Origin of the sequence: Paenibacillus piscarius (assembly GCF_022234545.1) — a bacterium.
Lineage (GTDB): Bacteria > Bacillota > Bacilli > Paenibacillales > Paenibacillaceae > Paenibacillus_AQ > Paenibacillus_AQ piscarius.
The window spans coordinates 188,961-209,956 of sequence record NZ_JAIEUI010000011.1 but is presented as its reverse complement, the minus strand read 5'-3'; the positions used below and the strand labels follow the sequence as shown (position 1 = coordinate 209,956).

The following is a 20,996-nucleotide window of genomic DNA, read 5'->3' as shown; positions in this document are numbered from 1 at the left end:
TTTTTAATCACCCTGTCATCATATAATTTCAAGTTCACTTGAAGTCAAGGCTTTTTTGGTTGAATAAAATATGTATACTAAAGCAGTGAAGGACTTTGATTTAATTGAGTTTTTGTCTTCTGTAACATAAAATCGGGGAGAGTTTAACACGACAAGTTAAGAATTCGTTTAAAGTACACTTTAATGGATGGTGATTAATGATGTGGACGATCAGAGAGGTTACTGAGATGACAGAGATATCAGCTCCAACACTTCGGTATTACGAAAAGGAGGGGCTGCTTCCACATGTGAAGAGAAATGAAAGCGGGAAGCGATTATATGACGAAGAAGATTTAAGCTGGATCCATTTTGTTACTGCACTTCGGGCAACAGGAATGCCGATCGCCCAAATTCAGAAATATGTCTATTTGTATAAAGAAGGGGACGCGACTATTTCGGAAAGGAAAAAAATGATGCTCCAGCATAAAAAAGAAATTGAGAAGAGTATAAAGGAGCTATATTATAATCTGGACAAAATAAACTATAAACTTGCTCTTTATGATGTATTAGAATCACAGATTGAACGGACTAGCATAAAAATTTGACCGTCGACATAATCGGGTTCTTACCCAGTTTTAACTTTCATGGCAAAAATTCAAGGAATCGTTGCGAAGCAGCAGAGAGTGGGACGCTTTTAAGTGTCGCAATCCCGACATGGCGTTCAGGAATTGGAGGCGTTAGAGGAATTTCAATTAGCTTACCTTCATTTAATTCCTTAGTAACGTATTCCCGCACGATAAAGGTAAGGCCAAACCCGCTTTGTGCAAATTGGATAAGGAGATCAAGGCTTCCCAATTCAAACTCAGGGCTTAACGTAATCCCGTTAGACGCAGCGTACTCATCCAGAAAATTTCTCGTGCTTCCTCCGGGTTCAAGCAGCAGCAAAGGATAACGATGAAGTTCCTCCAGAGGTAATGGATTGTCTGCTAAAGCCGCATACTCTTGATTCCCAACAAGGCAATCCTGCTGCGTGGAACTGGTGCGGAAATCGATCTTAGCATCAAACACAGGCAAGTTCACAACGCCGAAATCAATTTTACCTTCCTTCAAAAGTGTGATGGTCTCGGGTGTTGTCCGATTAGTGATACGGATTCTGACTTCTGGATATAGCTTGTGGAATTGTTCAAGGTGGGGCAACAGAAAATGCTTGCATAGCGTATCACTTGCTCCGATGTTGATTTCCTCATATGACAACTCCTGCATCTCAGCAATTTTCTTCTCACAATTTGGAGCGAATTGGGGAGATGAAGGAAAGGGCAAAATGACGGATGTGCTTTCTGCAAAATCAGCTTATGTGGTCCGTTATCAAGGCGGAAGCAATGCGGGGCATACGATTATCAACGATTACGGAAAATTTTCACTACACATGCTGCCTTCGGGAGTTTTCTATCCAAACGTTACGAATGTAATTGGCCCTGGAGTAGCGCTTGATGTAGCGTATCTTATGAGAGAAAGGGAAGAACTGTTTGCCCGGGGTGTCCCAGAACCTTGTTTACGTGTATCAGATCGTACCCAAATCGTTCTTCCAATCCACCGTTTGTTTGATGAACTGGAAGAGGAGCGGTTAGGTTCACGCAGCTTTGGCTCGACAAAACGCGGAATCGCGCCCTTTTACGCAGATAAATACGCAAAGCTAGGGATTCAAGTGTCGGACCTGTACAATGAGGAGCGGCTCTATTCTCGCTTACAGCAATCGCTGGAGACTAAAAATGTGTTGCTTGTGCATATGTACGGGCGGAAACCGGTTCAACCCGAGGAGTTGATGCCGGAATTAGTGAGCCAGGGAGAACAGCTTCGTCTATTTGTTTGCAACACTACTTCAATGCTACAAGAAGCGTACGAAAACGGGGATTCAATATTGTTAGAAGGCCAGCTTGGTGCACTTCGGGATCCCGACCACGGCATTTATCCTTTTTCTACATCCTCTTCAACACTTGCAGGTTTTGCTCCAGTAGGTGCTGGTTTGCCTCCATTTGCAATCACGGGGGTACTGGCTGTAGTTAAATCGTATTCAAGCTGCGTTGGCACGGGGCCCTTTGTATCCGAATTAGATGGAGTGGCGGCAGATGAATTAAGACGGCTTGGCGGGGATGCGGGGGAGTATGGCGCAACCACCGGCCGCCCTCGTCGTGTCGGCTGGTTTGACGTTGTCGCAACCCGTTATGGCTGTATGGTACAAGGTGCAACGGAAGCCGCATTAACGAATCTTGACGTACTTGGATATTTGGATATTATTCCAGTCTGCACGGGTTATGAATTAGAAGATGGAACCATAACTGACCAATTTCCAGTGAGTGCTAAGTTAGATACAGCAAAGCCGGTTCTGCAGCACTTTCAAGGTTGGAAATGTGAATATAACTAATGCAAGATCTTATGATGACCTGCCAGATGCCGCGAAGTATTATGTTGAGTTTATTGAATCCGCAATTCATGTGAAAATCACGTACGTTTCAGTAGGGCCTAGGCGTGAGCAGTTAATAGTAAAGAGTATATAGAACATTCTATTTAGCGTTCATTAAAGAAGCACAGAGTTTGTTTAAACTCTGTGCTTCTGGCATATCTATAGGCTATTTGTCTTTTTTGAACTTGTAGTTATTCCGATAGCCGGATTCGTCCCTAACTATCTATAAACTTCAAATATTGCAGCATCCGCGTCAGCATAACCGCACTCTCAGCACGGGTGACCGGGGCTTTAGGTGAAAAGTCTGCGGCTTCGTAATGCTTCAGGATACCCGCCTCCAGCAGCATTGATACAGGCTGTACCGCCCAAGTAGTGAGGCCGGCAGTGCCGCCCAATGCTTCCGGGGTGAGTCCGCTTATCTCCGGGGCCTTTCCGGCGAAGCTCAAGGCACGGGCGATCACAGCGGCCAACTGCTCGTGCGTTAATCCGGCATTCGGCCGGAAGGTGCCGTCCTCATATCCCGTTATGAGTCCTGCTTCCTGGGCTGTGGAAACAGCCGCAGCATACCAGGCACCAGAAGGGACATCGGCAAAAGAGCGGACGGCCCCGGACTCCATCCATCCCAGAGAACGCACCAGCATAGCAGTGAGCTCCGCACGGGTCAAGACGGTATCCGGTGAGAATGAGGCTTGGCTTACGCCTTGAATAATCCGCTTGTTAGCCAAAAGCTGAATATCTCCCTCAGCCCAGTGTCCGGCTGTATCAGCGAAGGAATGACGGGTTACTATTGCTGCAAATAAGCCGTTATTCGGCGAATAAATGATCACTTCACCCGCTGTTGCGCCGAACAGTGCAGGTACAAAATGGACACGGTTGTTTTTATCGACCCGGACGACCGCAGCTTGCAGCGGGTCAGCGGGGGAGGGAAGCGGCAGCGTTTTTTTCAAATACATATTCGTGTCCCTGTAGACTCTCTACAGGCTTCCCGTTTCGCTCCACGGAAAAAGCGACAGGGCTTCCGGTCAGCTCCGCTCCCTGGTTCGTCAGGACGGCGTTTAGTGTTTCCGTCGCAGCCGCTGTAAGCCAAGAGATGCCCAGGGTCACGATGGAGCCGGAATCCAGCTCAGGCATAAGACCATTGAACCCCTGCAGAGGCAGCTGATGTTCGGCTCCGTTCACTGCAAAAGTGATGGCCGGGTCACCTGGACCGGTGCCGAATCCTTCTTTGGCATCAGCAGAAGTTCCCAAATGGTTCGCAGGCACGTTTGCAGCTGAGGTCAGCTTCAGCCTGTTTAGCAGTGCTTCTGCCGGGAGATTAAGAAATACAGCAGAATAGCTGTCTGTCTGGAATTCGATACGAACTTCATTTTGAGCAGCGAGTGCTTCAGCCAATATCGCTGTATCCGGCTTCAAGCGGATCGCCGACTGCCCGTCTTTGGTTATCTCCCGCGACATGGTTACCAGAACGCCTTGGCCGTTAATGGTCAGCAGAACCTTTGCCGGGTCAGCTGTGGCTGCGGGGCTAACCGGAGCCGAACCAATCTCCGGAGCTGGTTCCGGCGACGGTGTTGGCGACGGTGTTGGCGACGGTGACGGTGTTGGTGATGGTGTCGGCGTCGCTGACGGTGTCGGTGATGCTGTCGCTGACGGTGTCGGTGATGGTGTCGGTGTTGGTGATGCTGTCGGTGATGACGTTGGTGTCGATGTCGGTGTTGGTGTTGGTGTCGCTGATGGCGTCGGCGTAGGCGAAGCTTCCGGCTCAGGCGTCTTGCTTGAAGTGAGCGTAATCCTTCCTGTATCTGCTGTTTGCCCTTCCACAATCTCGATGCTCTGCGTGAACGTGTGATAACCCGTTGCTTCTATCGTTATCGTGTGCGTGCCAACCATAATGTGATCCAGTCTGAAATGTCCCTGCGAATCGGTCAGCTGGACGGTGTCGCCGAGCGATACCGAAGCGCCTGCAATCGGGTCAAGTTCAGAGCTGTATACTGAGCCTGTCACGCTGCCTGCCGCAGATTCGACGGTGAGAGATGCCTCGGCCGTAAGACCGTTTGAAGTGGTGGCGACAATAACCGTTTGACCGGAACTCAGGGGACGTATTTCACCGCTAAATTCGTCTACCTCCGCTACCGCAGGATCAGTGGATCTCCAGGTCACTTCTTTATAGGTGGCGGAGTCTGGCTTCAGAATTGGAGTAAGCTTCACCGGCGCTCCGCCGGCTGTCAGAAGAAGGGAGGACGGTTCAAGCGTGATGCTGCTAACCGGGACCTCCTGCCGGATATGCGCGGCCTCCAGCACAACACGCTGCCAGGCCCGAATATGCCCTTGTCCGTTTATCTCATACAGATCTATAGTTGTTCCCGGCTGTACACCGGATAGATCGGAGCCGGGGATATATGGCACTGCACCTTCCGGGAGGGAGCTGTCCAACAGAGGAGGAGCATTTTCTGCCCGGTCCAGTATATATGCGAAGGAGCTGTCGGCCTCCTGCGGTGTCACATCTATGGCCGTCGTGCCGATCGCTCTACCAGGCTGGAGCGCTACATTCAGCTCCGGTGCCGGTCTTTTCACCTCAAGCTGGAGAGAACGAACAGCCGTTGCCCCGCCGGCATCCATTGCCGTTATTTTAACAGTGTAGGTGCGATTGTCCGGAAAACCGGCTGTCGGGGTACCCTGCATTTCGCCTGAAGCGCTCAAGCTCATGCCCCCAGGAAGTCCTGAAGCGCTCCAGGTCAGCCCGGCATGTGCGCCGTCATAACCGGCAAGCGCATAGGAATAAGGCTCATTATGCACGGCATAGGGGAGCGTCTCTGTTAAGACTTCGGGGCGGAAGTAAGGGTATCCATCGTTTACCCTGGAGTCCAGATTCCAGGTATGCACGAAATCCCAGCCCTTGTAAGTCGTTTGCTGCTTCATCTCGGCGGTTGTTTGTGCGGTAGCTCCGGCGATATCCGATTCATAGGAACTGTCTACCCCGGCTGTCATCCCGGTAGTATTCGTATCGAAGTATGAACTATATACATCTGTCCGTGTCACATAAGCTGCAATACCTGCTCTGCCTGTATAAGTTCCGGGATAATCAGAAGGTATGATTCCGCGGGAATAAGTATGTTTTATAGTGTTTCTATCTCCTGGAAAACCGATCAAATAGGCGCTGACTCCGGCGGTGAACAGATGACCTATTCCGGCATACTCTGTGTTGCGAACCGGGCCCCCGGAATAGGAGTCGATAATGGATGAGGTGGCAAGAGCTCCGGAAATCCCGCCGCTGTACCTGTTGGCTCCCGGGCCGACGGTGACAACGGTATCCGAGGAGCTTCGCTCAATGGTTGCCCCCTCCAGCATCCCTGTAATTCCGCCGGCAGCAGTAACCTGATTCGGATTGCGGGGAAGAATACTGGTTACATTGCCTTTTGTATAAGCTCTTTCGATGCTTCCTTTGGACAAAAATCCCGCTACGCCGCCTGTAATGGAGCCGCCTCTGATATTCAACTCCAAGCTCAGATTGCGTATGCTGCCGCTGGCCTCGCCGAAGAAACCGGCGTAGACGCCCGTGTAGCCGTCGACGGTGACCCCTTGTACAGAGTTCCCTTGCCCGTCAAAAACTCCGCTAAATGGAGCATACTCATTACCGCCAAAAGGAATCCAGGTCACGCCGGACAGGTCGATGTCCTGGAGAAGCCGCAGGTTCTTATCTACATAGTGCTCCTGGTGCTGATCGATATAGACCAGATGCTCCGGGGCGGATAATTCTACCCAGCCTTCTGTCACCGGCGGTATAGCCTGCTGGCTGTCCGCAGCTGTAATGATGCCGTCTGCAGCGGAGCCAGCCGAAAAAACGGGCGATGTCCCCAGTCCCGGCTGTCCGATAAGCATCACGCCCACAAGCAGGGCGGCTATCTTTGATTTATGTATTCTCACTTCTTTTTCCCCTTCCTAACGCTGCTGATTAGATCAAATTATAGTATATTTAAATTCATAGATTGTTCCGATTATGTTTCAAATTTAATTCAAACGGAAAGTAGCGTGCAGGAATGAATAATTCTTCAGCGGGGCCCATTTCACATGCTCAGCGGATTGTTGGCGGTACTCGGGAAATCCGGGCATTGTCCGATTGGCTGGAAACGCCTGGGGAGGGTATGCAGATTTTTGCGGTATCCGGCATTGGCGGCATCGGCAAAACGACACTGCTTACAAAGCTGGCAGCGGAGGCCCGCGGGGCATCAGTGCGTGTGTTGTGGGTGGACGGGCAGCTCTGTCTGCATACGCCAAGGGATGTGCTGGCTTATCTGGACATGAGCCTGGAGACGGAATACGGCAGGGTCCGCAGGGCGGATGAGACGCTGCTTGCCCATGTGATAGGGGAATTATATCGTGAGCGAACCGTTATTATTATGGATAACTGCGAGTCGTTGGCCCGGTCCGAGAGTTGGCTGCTGGCACAGCTGCTCCCCAGACTACAGGATTCTGCGTGCCTGCTGGTGATGGCATCGAGAACCGGACTGCCGCTTCACTGGTATACAGACCCTATGTGGTCGGGCAGGATTCAGAGCTTTCCGCTGGAGCTGTTTACCCGGGAGCAAATCTATGAATACTTGCAGGACAGCGGTCTTCCGGACCGGCTGCAGCAGGACATTGCGCAGAGATCGGAAGGGCATCCGCTGCTGCTTGCGTTGACCACAGACCTGATGAGGCGCGATGGTACGGATCAAATGGAAAAGGTGGTTCAGCTGCCCAGAATCCTAAGTGCAGAGCTGCTTCGGGAGGCCGCTGACCCGTACATGTATGAGGCTCTGCAGCTACTGTCGCTGGTTCCTGCCGCAGATCAGACGATGCTGAACCGCCTGCTGAAGCATCCGCTCCAGGCAGCGGAATACATGGCACTTAGCAGCTTGTCATGCGTCCGGATGGTTCCGGCCGGGCTTGCCTTGCATCAGGTTGTAGGCCGGATTCTGAGGGACGACTATAAGCAGCGTGATCCCGGAGAATATAATACAATGCGCTGGCGGGCGTTAAAACTGCTGATCGAGCTATATCCGACTGCAGACCGGCTGCGGCGAATGCAGTTTGCGGCTCATGCGCTGGAGCTGTACCGTGAGCAGCTGCCTGCAGCTCATCAGTATGTTGATTTCTCCGGTGTTCACGGGCAGGAGCAGCGGCAAGGTTTTGGTCCGGAGGATCTGCCGTATTTGCACCGTTTTTTGGAGGTATCTTTGTCCCGCTCCGACTGGCAATCCGAGCTGGTGAAGGCCGGAGAGCATCACCGTCTGCTTGATGAGATTGCCAAATGGAGTCCAATGAGCATTCTGGTCACCAGAAATACTGACGGTATTCCGCTGGGATTCTCTGCCGGGCTGTGGCTGCATGCAGAAACGATGCCGCTGCTGGAGCGGTACGCTCCGCTATATCTCGAAATGCTGGGCAAAGAGGCAGAGGAACTGCGAACGTTGTCCTCCGAATCGGCGGATACGATGTGCATGCTGCTGGCCGCGGTCAACGTGGATCAGTCCTTTTACCGGCCGGAGGAGCTAGGCGCTGAGCTGTTCCAGTCATGGATGATCGAGACAACGAATGGATGGCGGGCGATTATCGCGACGGAGGACCCGCAGCTGCATATGCTGCTTCCTTTGTCCGGTTTCCAGCCCAAGCCACCGCAGCCGTCAGACCGGCATCAGCCGGGGATGGTCGTATGGGAGCTGGACTTCAGGCAGGCGTCTTTCGACCGGTGGGTGGAGCGGGTGATTCTGCAGTCGGCCCCGCAACAGGAGCTGGCGGCTGAGCTCCCTCCCGTGCCGTGGGACCAGGTGAGAAGCCTTCTTCAGCATCTGTATAACGATAACCTTCTACGCTCTTTGCCGATTGTGGCGGAGGCGGGAATGAGCGGTGCCGGGATGAGGGACCTGATGCAGACCATATTAACGGCAGAGCCGCCGCCTTATCCGCTCACAGAACTGGAGCAGCATATCCTGCGGGAGAGCTATTTACGTAAAAATCACCGGAAATCTCAGCTTGCGGACGCCTTTCATATGAGCCGGACGACCTTTTACCGCCATACCCGGCAGGCGCTGGAGCATCTGGGCCATGTGTTGGCCGGGAAATTAAATGGTTTCACAACCAAAAATAATTAAGCTATCAGAAAGCGCTATGGAGGTCTAAATTTGTTTGAAGGCTTTGATTTCAGACCAAATGGGACAACCCGATATTCAAAGAAGAATCAGGTAAGGGATTGCTTCAGTGCTCCGCAGCTAGTAACAGTTATAGAGAAATCCTGTAAAAAGTTCAACAATGCGCTCCATACATTCGGCTGCTTAGAGATAACTCTCAGAATTGGCCAGAGAATGAAGCCGTTATATTTAAAAAGGGAGTCGAGGTGGGATGAAAAAGTCGTTATACCTCATCATTAGAAACGCAGTCTTCGGCGATATCGGCCTGCTTCGCGATATCTATCGCCGTGCGTCGCTGACTGTTGAGGCTGACCGGGATCTCTTCGCTGCTCATCCTGATTGGCTCGTATGGGACGACAAGATGTTGCCGTTCACACGTGTCGCTGTTGTTAACGGGCGGGTCGTCGGCTTTGTGTCAGCTCGCCCTGTCAACGGCTGCCTTGAACTAGAGGATCTGTTCACTGATCCTGATTGGATGCGCCAAGGTGTCGCGAGTGCCCTGATCCAAGATATTGCGCGCCGAGGTGTACGTGTGGAGGTAACCGCCAGCCCGCAAGCTGTAGGGTTTTACGAAGCCGCGGGCTTTATCGCTGACGGCTTCGTTAACACAGAAGGCGGACCGGCACCCCGGATGTATCTCGATGTTACGTGTGCAGGACATTGATATCCTTAGACAAAGGGAGCATGATTCAATGAATCGAAGACAAAGGAACAAGTTTATTCCTTCCACCTGGATTATTGCTGCCAAACAATCAGAAGCCCATGCCTATTATGTCCTCTATGCCATCGACTGGAAACGCGGAGGCCGGCTGAGTTGGGAAGGCTGGGATCAGCTAGAGGACTTGCTGAAATTTCATATCCCTATCAAGCGAAAGGCCGGAGGCCGGAAAACCTCTTCCCAGACTGCCGCCAAAATCGCAAAACATGCGCTTTTTCTACATCTGAATGAAGCACAGTTCGAGGAACTGGAACAGCTCTTTTATCAGCCATTTTCGAAGAAAAGATGGAGAGCATTTTTAAAGGGAGGGAACGGATGAAGAAGAAAGGGAAGGTCACTTTATTTAGCTTTATTGGGGCTGGTGTTCTTTTAGTCATGTTAGGAGCCTTATACGTCAATAGCATTGGATATAATAATGTGAAACACATGTATCATTTAGAATCAGCCGGTAAATCCGTTATTCGAATAGATAGCGATATGACTAGCCGAGAGCGCTATCTCACGAAAGAAAAGAGCGATCCAAAGGAACTGTTAAAGTCACGCATGGAACGGGAAGGTTGGGTATATAGTCAGCAGGAGGGATCAGGTTATTTTTTTAAGAAAGACGGCAGGGAAGAAATCGTCACTACACAGCAATGGAATCATTTTTATATCATATACAGTTTGAATGCTGAAGTAGCGAACCTTGAGGACTAGATAAGAAAACAACGCCCTATTTTGTAAAAAGGCGTTGTTTTACGTTTCCACGCGCTAAATCATACCATCGTACCGTTTTAAGAACTCGTTGGCCAAGCCGGGTGCCGTCATTTGACGGACCGACTGATTCTCGGTATCCTCTGCCAGATCATCATCGGTCAACGAGACGAAGAATGTAATGTCTGCTTTGGTTTGTCCATAGCGGGCAAAAACATCGTCTGCAGTCTCATTCACTACTTTGGCGATGATTCGAATGATATCATCTTTATACTTATATACATCTTCTGTTGCATACAATAGCCGGCTGATGTGGTTGAAGTGCGTATCATCGCCATACTGGTATTCGGAGCAGCCCCATCTGTAATAGATCATGTCTTCCTCACTGTCATACAATCCTTGCTCTTCCATATCCGAGATATGCCTGGCCAGGGATTCCTCTGTATTTACTGCCAGAAACAGGGTAACCCAATCACTGTCTGTTCCAAAAGCACAAGCATACACTTTCTCATGCTGCACTATAGCCAGCGTTTGCTCCAGATCGGATAGAAAACCTGCTCTAAGGTGGTCCTCGAATTCATTTAAAAACGGTTCATTTAGCTCATCCTTCCATTATTATGATAAGTTGAGATACCGGATAATTTCACTTGCCGCTTCACTATTTCGCTGAACCCAGCAGTTCCTGAACATCGGTCACAGGCGGTCTCCCGTACTGGCGGGCGTATTCGCGGCTGAATTGGGACGGACTCTCATAGCCTACGCGGAAGGCGGCATCGGAGGCTTGGAGCGATTCGGTCAGCATGAGGCGGCGGGCTTCCTGCAGGCGGATCACCTTCTGGTATTGCAGCGGACTCATGGCGGTGACGCGCTTGAAATGCTTGTGGAAGGCGGAGGTGCTCATATTCACGGATTCTGCAAGCTGTTCCACGACAAGGGATTGATCGTACTGCTTAGTGATCACTTGGATGGCTTGAGCAATCCGGTGTGCATGGCTGCCAATGATGGCGAATTGATGCAGGTGTGCGCCTTGGTCGCTTTGCAGGACCCGATAGAGAATCTCACGGATAATGAGTGGTGCCAGAACAGGGATATCCTGCGGCGTGTCGAGTAACTGGATGAGCCGCACGATGGCTGCAAGCAAGTGCTCGGAGGTTCGGGCAACGGTGATGCCAAGCGATGGTTCACCCGCAATAAGGGTGGGGTCATCGATTTCTTTTACAATTTCCAGGATGGTTCCTGGATCGAAGCTTAGCTTGATGCCCAGAAACGGATGCTCCGGCGTAGCCGCAGTAATTCTCCCGTTAATCGGCAGCTCGACCGAAGTGACCAGGTAAGTGGAAGGGTCGTAATGGTAGCTTTCGCCGGACAGGGTGGCTGCTTTGGCTCCCTCAGCAACGACGCAGATCGATGGCTTGTAGACAGACTCCAGCGGTTCGGCAACATCCGTAGCGTGCATTAACTGCAAGGAAGGAATGAGCGTCTGATGGGTGCCTGCCGATGGAGCATGGCGAAGGATCAGCGTAGCCAGTTGCTGTAAAAGCGGTCCGGTCCGCAATGTATCGTCCAAGTTAGAAGCCTCCTTTTTCCGTATTCATAGGGTTTGCTGTTAATCATAACGAGTTGAAGAGAAATAGGCAAGAAGGGGATAGGTCTGTTATAACGGGATGCTGGTCGATTGATTTACAATGAATCCATAAGGTCAACAGATATTCATTCGGCCTATTTGAGACTAAGGAGAGTGCTCACAATGAGTCAGAACGGAAAAGTAGCCATCGTTACAGGTGCATCACGGGGGATCGGAAGACAAATCGCCATTCAGTTGGCCGGGTTAGGACTAAAAGTGGCGGTCAACTATTCATCTAACCGGGGAAAAGCGGACGAGGTCGTGCAAATCATTAAGGAATCCGGCGGGGAAGCGATAGCTGTTCAAGGTGATGTAAGCAAGGTGAGTGAGGTTGAAGCGCTGTTCTCGGAGACAATCGGGCAATTCGGGCGTATCGATATTTTGGTGAATAATGCCGGAATTATGGACTGTGTGCCTATCGCGGACGTAACGGAGGAGATGTTCGACCGGCACTTTGCTGTAAATGTAAAAGGCACGTATTTCGCCTGCCAGCAAGCAATGAAGCATATGGAGCGGGGCGGAACGATTATCAACTTCTCAACCTCCGTATCGGGCGCGATGCTGCCGACCTATAGCGTCTACGCCGCAACCAAAGGGGCGGTCGAGCAGTTAACCCGCCAATTAGCCAAAGAATTCGGGGCGAAGGATATCGTTGTGAATTGCGTTGCGCCCGGGCAGGTATCGACGGAGTTATTCCTCAATGGAAAATCTGAAGATATGGTGGATTCCTTCCGGCGGATGAATGCTTTTGGACGGCTTGGTGAACCGGAGGATATTGCGAATGTGATCGACCTGCTCGTCAGTGACAAAGCCCGCTGGATTACCGGGCAGACGATTCGCGTCAACGGCGGGTTTAACTGATAAAGTGGAGAGTTCCTTCCTCTATTGCCTATGGTTTATAATGGGTGGATGAATAGGAGGGAACGAATTGGATAAAGGGATGTTGCTTGTTCTAAATGGAACCTCAAGCTCCGGGAAGACGTCCATCTCGGCTGAGGTTGTAAAGCAGAAAGAGATTCCGTTCTACCATGTGTCGATTGATGATTTTTTCATGAATTACAATGATTTCATTAATCATAAATTCCCGGATGAGCCAGTACGCGAAATCGACCATCAGGTGGTCTCGCAAATACTGGATGACTCCATAGTCTCCGTGTACTATTCAACGATTAAGCTGTTAGCGGAAATGGGCTTCAATGTCATCGTGGATACCGTATTCGACAACGATAAGAGATTTAATGAGTTTTGGGATCATTTTGCTGATCGGACTACGTTATTTGTTGGTGTCCTGTGCTCGCGGGAAGAGCTCATCCGAAGAGAGCAGGCCAGAGGCGACCGGCAGATTGGACTGGCGGATGCGCAGTTCGACAGCGTCTATAGTTTTGATGAATATGACCTCGAAGTGAACACGAAAGAGCTGACTCCGGCGGAATGCGCTGAACAAATCCTTAACTATATTAAGTCCAATCAGGAATATACGGCATTTAAGAAGTTGCGCAAGAGAGCTTAGTTAATGGCATAAACAACAGGCTTCTATAAGTGGATGCTCCCCGTACGACAGGCAGGTGAGAGGTTAACCTGTTCACGGTATGGGGAGTTTTTGCTATGTACTTGACTATGACGTTGCGTCATAGTGCATAATTCACGGTAAGAACAGAAGACTGGAAGTGAATTAGATGAATATAACAGCACTACGTTCAGACCACATTTATCAGCAGGTGATTCAAGCTCCGCCGGAGGACAAGCTGGAGTTATTCCGAAACGAAATGTTGGCTCCTTTTATGAAACAATGGCAAATCCAACAGATTCCTTTTAGAGCGGAGGAAGCGAATGGGTTCGACGTGATTACGTTTAATAGTATGATGAACCGGGCACCTGATCAGATGACTCCAAACATTTTACCTGAGGTAGAATGGATCTCTTCGGATTCGTTCTGGTCTGAGTGTGAGCAAGCAGTAACCACAAGCCTCGGTCAATTTATTGAACATGGAATAAGTCTTCCTGTATCGGATTATTTATTCACCATCCAACTGGGAGATCCAGGGAGTCGTGCGTTGACTATAAACGAAGGTTACAGCGGCTTTGGGGGCATTCCCGGTTTTATCTGGATTACGCTATTGCCCAATCAGAATACCCTTTCCCGGATAAAAGCAGCGCTAGCGCATGAATGCAATCATAATGTCCGTTATCAATACATTCAGTGGGACCATACGGTTGATCTGGGTGAGCTTATTGTAAGTGAAGGGTTAGCGGAGAATTATGCTACCTCCCTGTTTGGCGAAGAATTGCTGGGGCCTTGGGTAACGAGAACCGATAGTGAAACTCTTAACAGACGTATTAAGCCCGTGCTCCGCGGGAAATTGCAATTAACCGGATTTCATCAATTTGCCCCGTATCTTTACGGTGATGAGCTGGCAGAGCTTCAGAACTTTCAGCCGGTCAATATGCCCTACAGTGCCGGTTATGCATGCGGGTATCATTTAATCAAGTATTACTTGAGAGCAACCGGCAAGACGATTTGGGAGGCGACCATCACGCCTGCTGCACAAATACTGGAAGAAGCAAAGGGATTCTGGGATGAAGAAACCATTATTAGCGGTTAAAGATATAGTCCGGATTACGGGCATTACGGCCCGGTCGCTGCATTTCTACGATAAAATCGGTTTATTTAAACCGGCACAGCTCTCGGACAAAGGGTATCGCTTATATGAACGCAGCAGCCTGGAGAAACTGCAAACGATCCTGATCTTGAAGGAAATGGATTTTTCCCTGAAAGAAATTGCGGACATTATAAAGCTGACCCGGGAAGAACAGAAACAAGTATTGCAGAAACACAGGCAAACCTTATTCACAAAAAAACAAAGGCTGGAAAATATCATGACGGCTCTGGATGAATATGTGTCAGGGAATGATGTCAGTACTCTGCGTATTTTCGACCATTCTTCGATCCTGCCCTTGAAGGAGCAGTATGCGAATGAGGCTGAGTTCATTTACGGTGAAACAGAGGCCTACCAAGCCTATGACGAAGCGATGGCCAACATGTCGGCAGAGGATCAAGAGAGGTGCTTTTCCGGTTTTGAAGAAATATTCAAGCGCATTGTGGCTTGTTCCAGTCAGGAACCTTCCTCCGCTGAAGTCCAGCAGCTGATTGAGGAATGGAAAAGCATTCTAATGCAATTCATGCCATGTGATGCGGAGCTGCTTGCTTGTATAGCCCATAATTATAAATACGATGTCCGGTTCAACAGCTATTTCAATCAATTTAAAGAGGGGACAGCAGATTTCCTGTATAGTGCGATTATGTATAACATCAGGGGGCTAACGGATCTTAATAGAACGCTACTGACATAACGTTGTCAGGAAGGGGGAAGTATACTAAGGACAACGTTAAACAACAAACGCGAATATTAGGAGGCTATATTATGTCAGTCATTGGACCCGATTTCATCTCACTTCAGGTCAGCGATCTGGAAGGCTCTGCTGAATTTTATCAACACTATCTTGGGCTCGTCCGTTCACAGGCGGGTCCGCCTCATGCGGTGGTTTTTGACACCAAGCCTATTGCCTTTGCACTTCGTGACCTCATGCCGGGAGTCGAACTCAGTAAGGGAACTCAGCCTGGACTTGGTGTTGCGCTATGGCTCTATGCCCCGGATACGCAAGACATTCATGATAAACTCGCAGCAGCGGGCGTGAAAATTACATCCGCCCCCATCGACGGCCCCTTCGGACGTACCTTTACCTTCGCCGATCCGGACGGTTACCTGATCACTCTTCATAGTAAAGGCTAATCCGCACCACAAGAAGACAGTGTTTCTGTATTGATTTGCTCCCCATATGGTAGACAGGTGAGATAATTATGCCTGTTGCTGTATGGGGAGTTTTTGTTATTCTATTTTCATAGAGAAATCAGATGCGTGAGAGTAGTTTGTGGTGAATGATTTAAGAGGAGGAAATATTATGAAAAAATGGACGATTGCGACGATTGCATTGCTTTCATCAGCAGTTCTTATGCTACCTGTAACAACTGGGTCTAGCTATGTTGCAGAGGCACGAACATCTACAACAATTAACAATGGTCAGTTAAACAACGGCCGAGTATTAATTCCCTTACGTGCTGTCTCCGAAAATCTTGGCGCAAGCTTGGAATGGTTTCAAACAGATAAAGTTGTTAAAATCAAAAACGGGAATTCGACGATATGGCTTGCAGCAAATTTTAAACGTGTGATTATTGAATCTGCTCCATTGAGTGAGGCTCCAGATAAGCCATCGAGGGAATATATGGATTTGGATACTGCAACACAAGTCATTAATGGAACAACTTATGTCCCTCTTCGTTTTGTTAGTCAGTCGTTAGGGGCCACGGTAGCGTGGAACCAACTGTCTAAACAAGCAACAGTAACAATGGGCAACAAAGGATTGGTTGTTCATATGGAGACCCCGTCAATTCAAATCCCGGAAAAGAACAAAATTTCTGACGCACGTTTGAAGCTCCTGTCTGATAAATTAAATCAAGCCTCAAATGTATCCTCCATTAAGAATGTAAATTCAACCTTCAAACCGTACTTCACGGATAAATTAATGAAATCTATTATTCAGAACAAAGGATTGAAAACAGCGGGTACGTATGAAACGCCTGCCACTTTACCCGTTTATACTAGTAAGAATTCTGCCACATTTTCACAATCTGTTATTGTTGCAAATGGTCTTACGGGTGAAGATCAATATGCAGAGGATCGGACAGTCTCGTTAATATTCGCGAATGGAACGTGGAAGGTGGATAGCGTCACTAAAGGGACTAGAGTTTTGATTTCGGGATTCTCTGATTATCATCCACAGTGATTTTGCTTACTAAACGTGCGGTACCATTACGTTCCAAATGAACAGAACCCCCCGCCCCTTGTCTTTTCTAACACCACTGTGTTATCTTAGGATATATTTTCAGGGAGTCATACAGAAGAGGTGAAGCACCAATGATCATCCGGCAGATTTTCAATAATAATGTGATTCGGGCTGAGGATCAGGTCGGACATGAATACGTTGTCATTGGGAACGGATTAGGGTTTAAGAAGAAGGCGGGGCAGCGGGTCGAAGAGGAACGGATTGAGAAGACCTTTATGCTCAAGCCCGAGAAGGTTCCGCGCAAATTGATTGATCTGATCGGGGAGACATCTGCTGAATATTTCTCGCTGGCCGATGAGATTATAGCCCACGCCAAGGCGGAGATGGGCGACATTTTCAACGACAATATCTATATCACGTTAATTGACCATATTCATTTTGCGATTGCCCGCTACCGGAAGTCGATGAATCTGAAGAACGCGCTGTTCTGGCAGATCAAGAAGTTCTATCCCAAGGAGTTCGCTATCGGTGTACAGGCGTTGAGCCTGATCCGCAAGCATTTTGATATCGAGATGGACCAGGATGAGGCGAGCTTCATTGCGATGCACTTCGTGAATGCCCGGCAGGACGGGCAGGAGATGCAGCGGACGGTCGAGGTGACGAAGGCGATGAGCGATATTTTCAATATTCTGGCGGATGAATACCAGGTCAAGCTTAACGAGAATTCGTTCAACTACTCCCGGTTCCTCACCCATCTCCAGTACTTCCTCCAGCGCATGATCAGCGGGGAACAGGAGCGGTCCGCATCGGGCGACAACTTCCTGTATGACCAGATTAAGGTGAAGTTTCCTAAGGCTTTTGCGTGTACGGGCAAGATCAACCGCTACCTGGAGGAGACGTACGGGAATGCCATGTCCATTGATGAGAAGGTCTATCTGACGATCCATATTCAGCGGGTCACTTCAAGAGATATGAACCCGTTGGATTAAAAAGGAAGCCAGAAAGTGCTTGCAAACGATTACCTAATCCGCTATATTGGAGTCACAACTTAAATCTAAGGATTGTTACTGCTCAAGCAGGCGATACCTAAACGAGATGTGGATCACACCGGTGTGATCTCGCAGCTTTCGTTTAGGTTTTTTTTATGCCCATTTTTGGCAGTATAGCAAAGGAGAATCAGTATGGATAACCGAAAAATGTCGGAAGACATCATCCGTCTCGTAGGCGGAGAGCAGAATATCAACGATCTTGTCCATTGTGCCACCCGGCTGAGATTCAGCCTCAAGGATAACAAGAAGGCCCAGCGGGAGACGCTGGAGAAGCATCCGGGCGTCATTACCGTGGTAGAGAGCGGGGGACAATTCCAGGTTGTCGTTGGCAGCAATGTAGCGAATGTCTACGCCGAAATTGTCAAGAATACCAGCTTCCTGTCCAACAACTCGACAGATGCGCAGAATTCCGGGCAGAAAACCTCGGCGGTATCCAAGGTATTCGAGGTCATCTCCGGGAGCTTCTCGCCGCTGATTCCTGTAATGGCCGGATCAGGGATGCTGAAGGCGCTGCTAACAGTACTTACATTGCTGGGCTGGATGTCCGATTCAGGTGATGCCTACAAGATTCTGTCTGCGGCCGGCAATGCCGTCTTCTACTTCCTGCCGATCTTCCTGGGCATTACACTGGGCATCAAGTTAAAAGCAAACCCATACGTAGCAGGAGCCATCGGGGCAGCGCTGATGGAACCGAACTTCACGGCGATGCTGGAGGGGGATGGCGGACATTCCTTCCTGGGCATTCCGGTGGTGATGGTCAGTTATGCCTCCAGTGTCTTCCCGATCTTCATTGCGATCAGCATCTATGCCTTGCTGGACAAGCTGCTGAAGAAGATCATCCACAAGGACCTGCAAATCTTCATGGTCCCGATGATCTCCCTGATGATTATGGTTCCGCTGTCGGTGATTGCCTTCGGTCCGTTCGGTACAAGCGTCGGCGACTGGATCGCTTCCGGCGTGACCTGGCTGATTGGCGTAAGCGGCATCCTGTCGGGGATCGTGCTCGGCGGAGGCATGACCTTCATGGTCGTGTTTGGACTCCACTGGGGCTTCACCCCAATCACGCTGCAAAATATTGCGAACGGCGGCGACCCGATTGAAGCGATGGCTTCAGCAGCGGTATTCGCCCAGATCGGGGTAGCCTTCGGGATCTTCCTGCGGGCCAAGAAAGACCGCAGCCTGCGGAGTATCGCCGCCTCCTCCGGGATTACCGGTCTGCTGGCCGGGGTCAGCGAGCCGATTGTATACGGTCTGATTCTCCGCTACAAGCGGGTGATCCCGATCGTTATTATTGCCGGGGCGCTAGGCGGCGCGATTAACGGCCACTTCGGTGTACTGTATACGGCGTATGTGTTCCATAATATTTTCTCGATTCCGGTGGAGCAGCCGATGTCGATCTTCATTGTCTCGATGGTTGTCTCCATGGGGGCCGGACTGCTGCTGACCTGGCTGTTCGGCTATGAGAGCAAGAGTAAATTAGAGGCTTCTGCTCCAGTAGTTGTAACCGAACAGATTCAGCCGGACAAGCCGGCAGCACCAGCGGTGGACCTGAAGAAGGAACTGATCTTCAGCCCGCTGACCGGCGAAGCCTTCCCGCTTAGCACCGTACCGGACGATGCGTTCTCCACCGGGGCCATGGGCAGAGGGCTGGCGATCGATCCGGTTATCGGGGAGGCGGTCTCTCCTGTGGACGGGACGGTGACCTCCATTTTCCCGACAGGCCATGCGATTGGCATTACGTCAGCAGCCGGAACAGAGCTGTTGATTCATATCGGAATTAATACCGTCGGGCTGAAAGGCAAGCACTTCACACCAGTGGTCAAGGAAGGCGACCGGGTGAGCCAGGGCGATCTGCTGATCCGTTTCGATCTGGAGCAGATCCGGGCAGCCGGGTATCAGACGATTACGCCGGTCATCGTAACCTTAACGGCCAAAGAGGTCGAGGTCTTCGAGACGGACCAGCAGCAGATTAGGCAGAACGAAGTGCTTTTGACATTGGTGGATTAATACAAGACAGAGGAGGAATTGGGTATGCTGCACAAACAACTTAAAGCTTTTCCGGAGAATTTCTTGTGGGGGGGCTCCACTTCGGCTTATCAGCTGGAGGGTGCCTGGGATGAGGACGGCAAAGGGCCTTCCGTCATTGATCTGGCCAACCATGTGGAAGGGGTAACGGACTTCAAGGTCGCCAGTGACCACTACCATATGTACAAAGAGGATGTCGCTCTGATGGCGGAAATGGGCTTCAAGGCCTACCGCTTCTCCATCGCTTGGAGCCGGATCTACCCGCAAGGGGACGGAGCCGTTAATCCGAAGGGGCTTGAATTCTACAGCAATCTGATCGATGAGCTGCTCAAATACGGCATTGAGCCTATCGTTACAATGTACCATTTCGACTTGCCTTACGGGCTGGAACAGCGGGGAGGGTGGTCCAGCCGGGCGACAATCGATGCTTTTGAACAATATGCCAAGACGCTCTTCGAGCATTACGGGGACCGCGTGAAGTGGTGGCTGACGATCAACGAACAGAATATGCTGATTCTGCACCCGGGATCGATCGGAACCTTGAATGAGAACATGACCGATCCGCAAAAAGAGCTCTACCAGCAGAACCACCATATGCTCGTTGCGCAGGCGAAGGCTATGGTGCTGTGCCATCAGATGCTGCCCGATGCGAAAATTGGTCCTGCACCCAACATCGGTGTCATCTATCCGGCTAGCTCCAAGCCTGAGGATGTGCTGGCCGCAGATAACTATGCTGCGATCCGTAATTGGCTCTATCTGGATATGGCGGTCTATGGACGGTATAACCATATTGCCTGGAGTTATCTGGTGGAGAAGGGCTATGAGCCGAAGATTGAGGAAGGGGATATGGATATCCTCCGGCAAGGCCACCCAGACTTCATCGCCTTCAATTACTACACCTCGCAGACCGTTGGCGAGAGCAAAAATGACGGCAACGACTTCTCCCACACCGGCGATCAGCACGAAATTGTCGGTGAACCGGGGGCGTACCGGGGTTCAGTGAACCCTAACCTGCAGACCACAGAATTCGGCTGGGAGATTGATCCGGTTGGCTTCAGAACAACGCTCCGCCAGATTTATTCCCGTTACCACCTGCCGCTGATTGTTACGGAGAACGGGCTGGGAGCATTCGACAAGCTGGAGGAAGACGGAACCGTCAATGACGCGTACCGCATCGATTTCTTCCGCAAGCATATCGAGCAAATTCAGCTCGCACTTACCGATGGGGTAGAGGTGTTCGGCTTCTGTCCTTGGTCTGCCATCGATCTGGTCAGCACGCATCAGGGTTCCAGCAAACGCTACGGCTTCATCTATGTGGACCGTGAAGAGTTTGACCTCAAGGAGCTGCGCCGAATCCGCAAGATGAGCTTCTACTGGTATCAGAAGCTGATTGCTTCCAGAGGCGAGGTTCGCTGATTGTGATTACAAAGGGTTGTCCCGG

Annotated in this window: 19 protein-coding genes and 1 pseudogene; 15 read left to right on the top strand and 5 right to left on the bottom strand. The window is 50.3% G+C overall.

The window, feature by feature from the left end:
- The first annotated feature begins 197 nt into the window (after positions 1 to 197).
- Complete coding sequence (locus K1558_RS18690) at positions 198 to 584, top strand: MerR family transcriptional regulator (RefSeq protein ID WP_338019715.1); 387 nt, start codon at positions 198 to 200, stop codon at positions 582 to 584.
- A 37-nt stretch (positions 585 to 621) separates the two neighbouring features.
- Here the strand turns inward: K1558_RS18690 and K1558_RS18685 are convergent, their stop codons facing one another.
- Positions 622 to 1,242, bottom strand: a complete 621-nt coding sequence (locus K1558_RS18685; RefSeq protein ID WP_238653161.1) for a LysR family transcriptional regulator substrate-binding protein — start codon at positions 1,240 to 1,242, stop codon at positions 622 to 624.
- Between K1558_RS18685 and K1558_RS18680 the strand changes: the two are divergent.
- Positions 1,211 to 2,534, top strand: a pseudogene (locus tag K1558_RS18680) (adenylosuccinate synthase). The gene K1558_RS18685 and the pseudogene K1558_RS18680 overlap by 32 nt on opposite strands.
- Before the next feature lie 121 nt (positions 2,535 to 2,655).
- On the opposite strand, the gene K1558_RS18675 reads toward K1558_RS18680, so the two are convergent.
- Positions 2,656 to 3,393, bottom strand: a complete 738-nt coding sequence (locus K1558_RS18675; protein ID WP_238653160.1) for an S-layer homology domain-containing protein — start codon at positions 3,391 to 3,393, stop codon at positions 2,656 to 2,658.
- Positions 3,353 to 6,361: a carboxypeptidase regulatory-like domain-containing protein gene (locus K1558_RS33080; protein ID WP_238653159.1), complete on the bottom strand. Its 3,009-nt coding sequence runs from the start codon at positions 6,359 to 6,361 to the stop codon at positions 3,353 to 3,355. Before K1558_RS33080 ends, K1558_RS18675 begins: the two co-directional genes overlap by 41 nt.
- Positions 6,362 to 6,474: 113 nt before the next feature.
- Between K1558_RS33080 and K1558_RS18665 the strand changes: the two genes are divergently transcribed.
- The 4 genes from K1558_RS18665 (at position 6,475) to K1558_RS18650 (ending at position 10,018) form a co-directional block, all read left to right on the top strand.
- Entirely contained in the window at positions 6,475 to 8,568 is a 2,094-nt protein-coding gene (locus K1558_RS18665; RefSeq protein ID WP_338019714.1) for an ATP-binding protein, read from the top strand.
- A gap of 247 nt (positions 8,569 to 8,815) precedes the next feature.
- Positions 8,816 to 9,268: a GNAT family N-acetyltransferase gene (locus tag K1558_RS18660; protein ID WP_238653157.1), complete on the top strand. Its 453-nt coding sequence runs from the start codon at positions 8,816 to 8,818 to the stop codon at positions 9,266 to 9,268.
- Between the two features lie 28 nt (positions 9,269 to 9,296).
- Positions 9,297 to 9,641 carry a hypothetical protein gene (locus K1558_RS18655; protein ID WP_238653156.1) on the top strand — a complete coding sequence of 115 codons (345 nt, stop codon included), beginning with the start codon at positions 9,297 to 9,299 and terminating at the stop codon, positions 9,639 to 9,641.
- Positions 9,638 to 10,018: a type II toxin-antitoxin system HicA family toxin gene (locus K1558_RS18650; RefSeq protein ID WP_238653155.1), complete on the top strand. Its 381-nt coding sequence runs from the start codon at positions 9,638 to 9,640 to the stop codon at positions 10,016 to 10,018. Before K1558_RS18655 ends, K1558_RS18650 begins: the two co-directional genes overlap by 4 nt.
- Positions 10,019 to 10,072: 54 nt before the next feature.
- On the opposite strand, the gene K1558_RS18645 is transcribed toward K1558_RS18650, so the two are convergent.
- Together K1558_RS18645 and K1558_RS18640 are read right to left on the bottom strand one after the other, a co-directional pair.
- Entirely contained in the window at positions 10,073 to 10,555 is a 483-nt protein-coding gene (locus tag K1558_RS18645) for a DUF4303 domain-containing protein (RefSeq protein WP_476641284.1), read from the bottom strand.
- 118 nt (positions 10,556 to 10,673) lie between these two features.
- On the bottom strand, positions 10,674 to 11,582 hold the full coding sequence (locus K1558_RS18640; RefSeq protein WP_238653153.1) for an AraC family transcriptional regulator: 909 nt from the start codon (positions 11,580 to 11,582) through the stop codon (positions 10,674 to 10,676).
- A gap of 180 nt (positions 11,583 to 11,762) precedes the next feature.
- On the opposite strand from K1558_RS18640, the gene K1558_RS18635 reads away from it, so the two are divergent.
- From K1558_RS18635 to K1558_RS18595, 9 genes are all read left to right on the top strand, one after another.
- Entirely contained in the window at positions 11,763 to 12,500 is a 738-nt protein-coding gene (locus K1558_RS18635; protein WP_238653152.1) for an SDR family oxidoreductase, read from the top strand.
- A 79-nt stretch (positions 12,501 to 12,579) separates the two neighbouring features.
- Entirely contained in the window at positions 12,580 to 13,149 is a 570-nt protein-coding gene (locus K1558_RS18630) for a chloramphenicol phosphotransferase CPT family protein (RefSeq protein WP_420800446.1), read from the top strand.
- A gap of 166 nt (positions 13,150 to 13,315) precedes the next feature.
- A complete protein-coding gene (locus K1558_RS18625) occupies positions 13,316 to 14,242 on the top strand; it encodes a DUF2268 domain-containing putative Zn-dependent protease (RefSeq protein WP_238653150.1) in 927 nt (308 codons plus the stop codon).
- A complete protein-coding gene (locus K1558_RS18620) occupies positions 14,217 to 14,990 on the top strand; it encodes a MerR family transcriptional regulator (protein WP_238653149.1) in 774 nt (257 codons plus the stop codon). The genes K1558_RS18625 and K1558_RS18620 overlap by 26 nt, the downstream gene beginning before the upstream one ends.
- A gap of 71 nt (positions 14,991 to 15,061) precedes the next feature.
- Entirely contained in the window at positions 15,062 to 15,430 is a 369-nt protein-coding gene (locus K1558_RS18615; RefSeq protein WP_238653148.1) for a VOC family protein, read from the top strand.
- A 169-nt stretch (positions 15,431 to 15,599) separates the two neighbouring features.
- Entirely contained in the window at positions 15,600 to 16,481 is an 882-nt protein-coding gene (locus K1558_RS18610; RefSeq protein WP_238653147.1) for a stalk domain-containing protein, read from the top strand.
- A 131-nt stretch (positions 16,482 to 16,612) separates the two neighbouring features.
- Positions 16,613 to 17,470, top strand: a complete 858-nt coding sequence (gene licT, locus K1558_RS18605; protein ID WP_238653146.1) for a BglG family transcription antiterminator LicT — start codon at positions 16,613 to 16,615, stop codon at positions 17,468 to 17,470.
- A gap of 192 nt (positions 17,471 to 17,662) precedes the next feature.
- A complete protein-coding gene (locus K1558_RS18600) occupies positions 17,663 to 19,537 on the top strand; it encodes a beta-glucoside-specific PTS transporter subunit IIABC (RefSeq protein ID WP_238653145.1) in 1,875 nt (624 codons plus the stop codon).
- Positions 19,538 to 19,561: 24 nt separating this feature from the next.
- Positions 19,562 to 20,971, top strand: a complete 1,410-nt coding sequence (locus K1558_RS18595; RefSeq protein ID WP_238653144.1) for a glycoside hydrolase family 1 protein — start codon at positions 19,562 to 19,564, stop codon at positions 20,969 to 20,971.
- Positions 20,972 to 20,996: the final 25 nt, after the last annotated feature.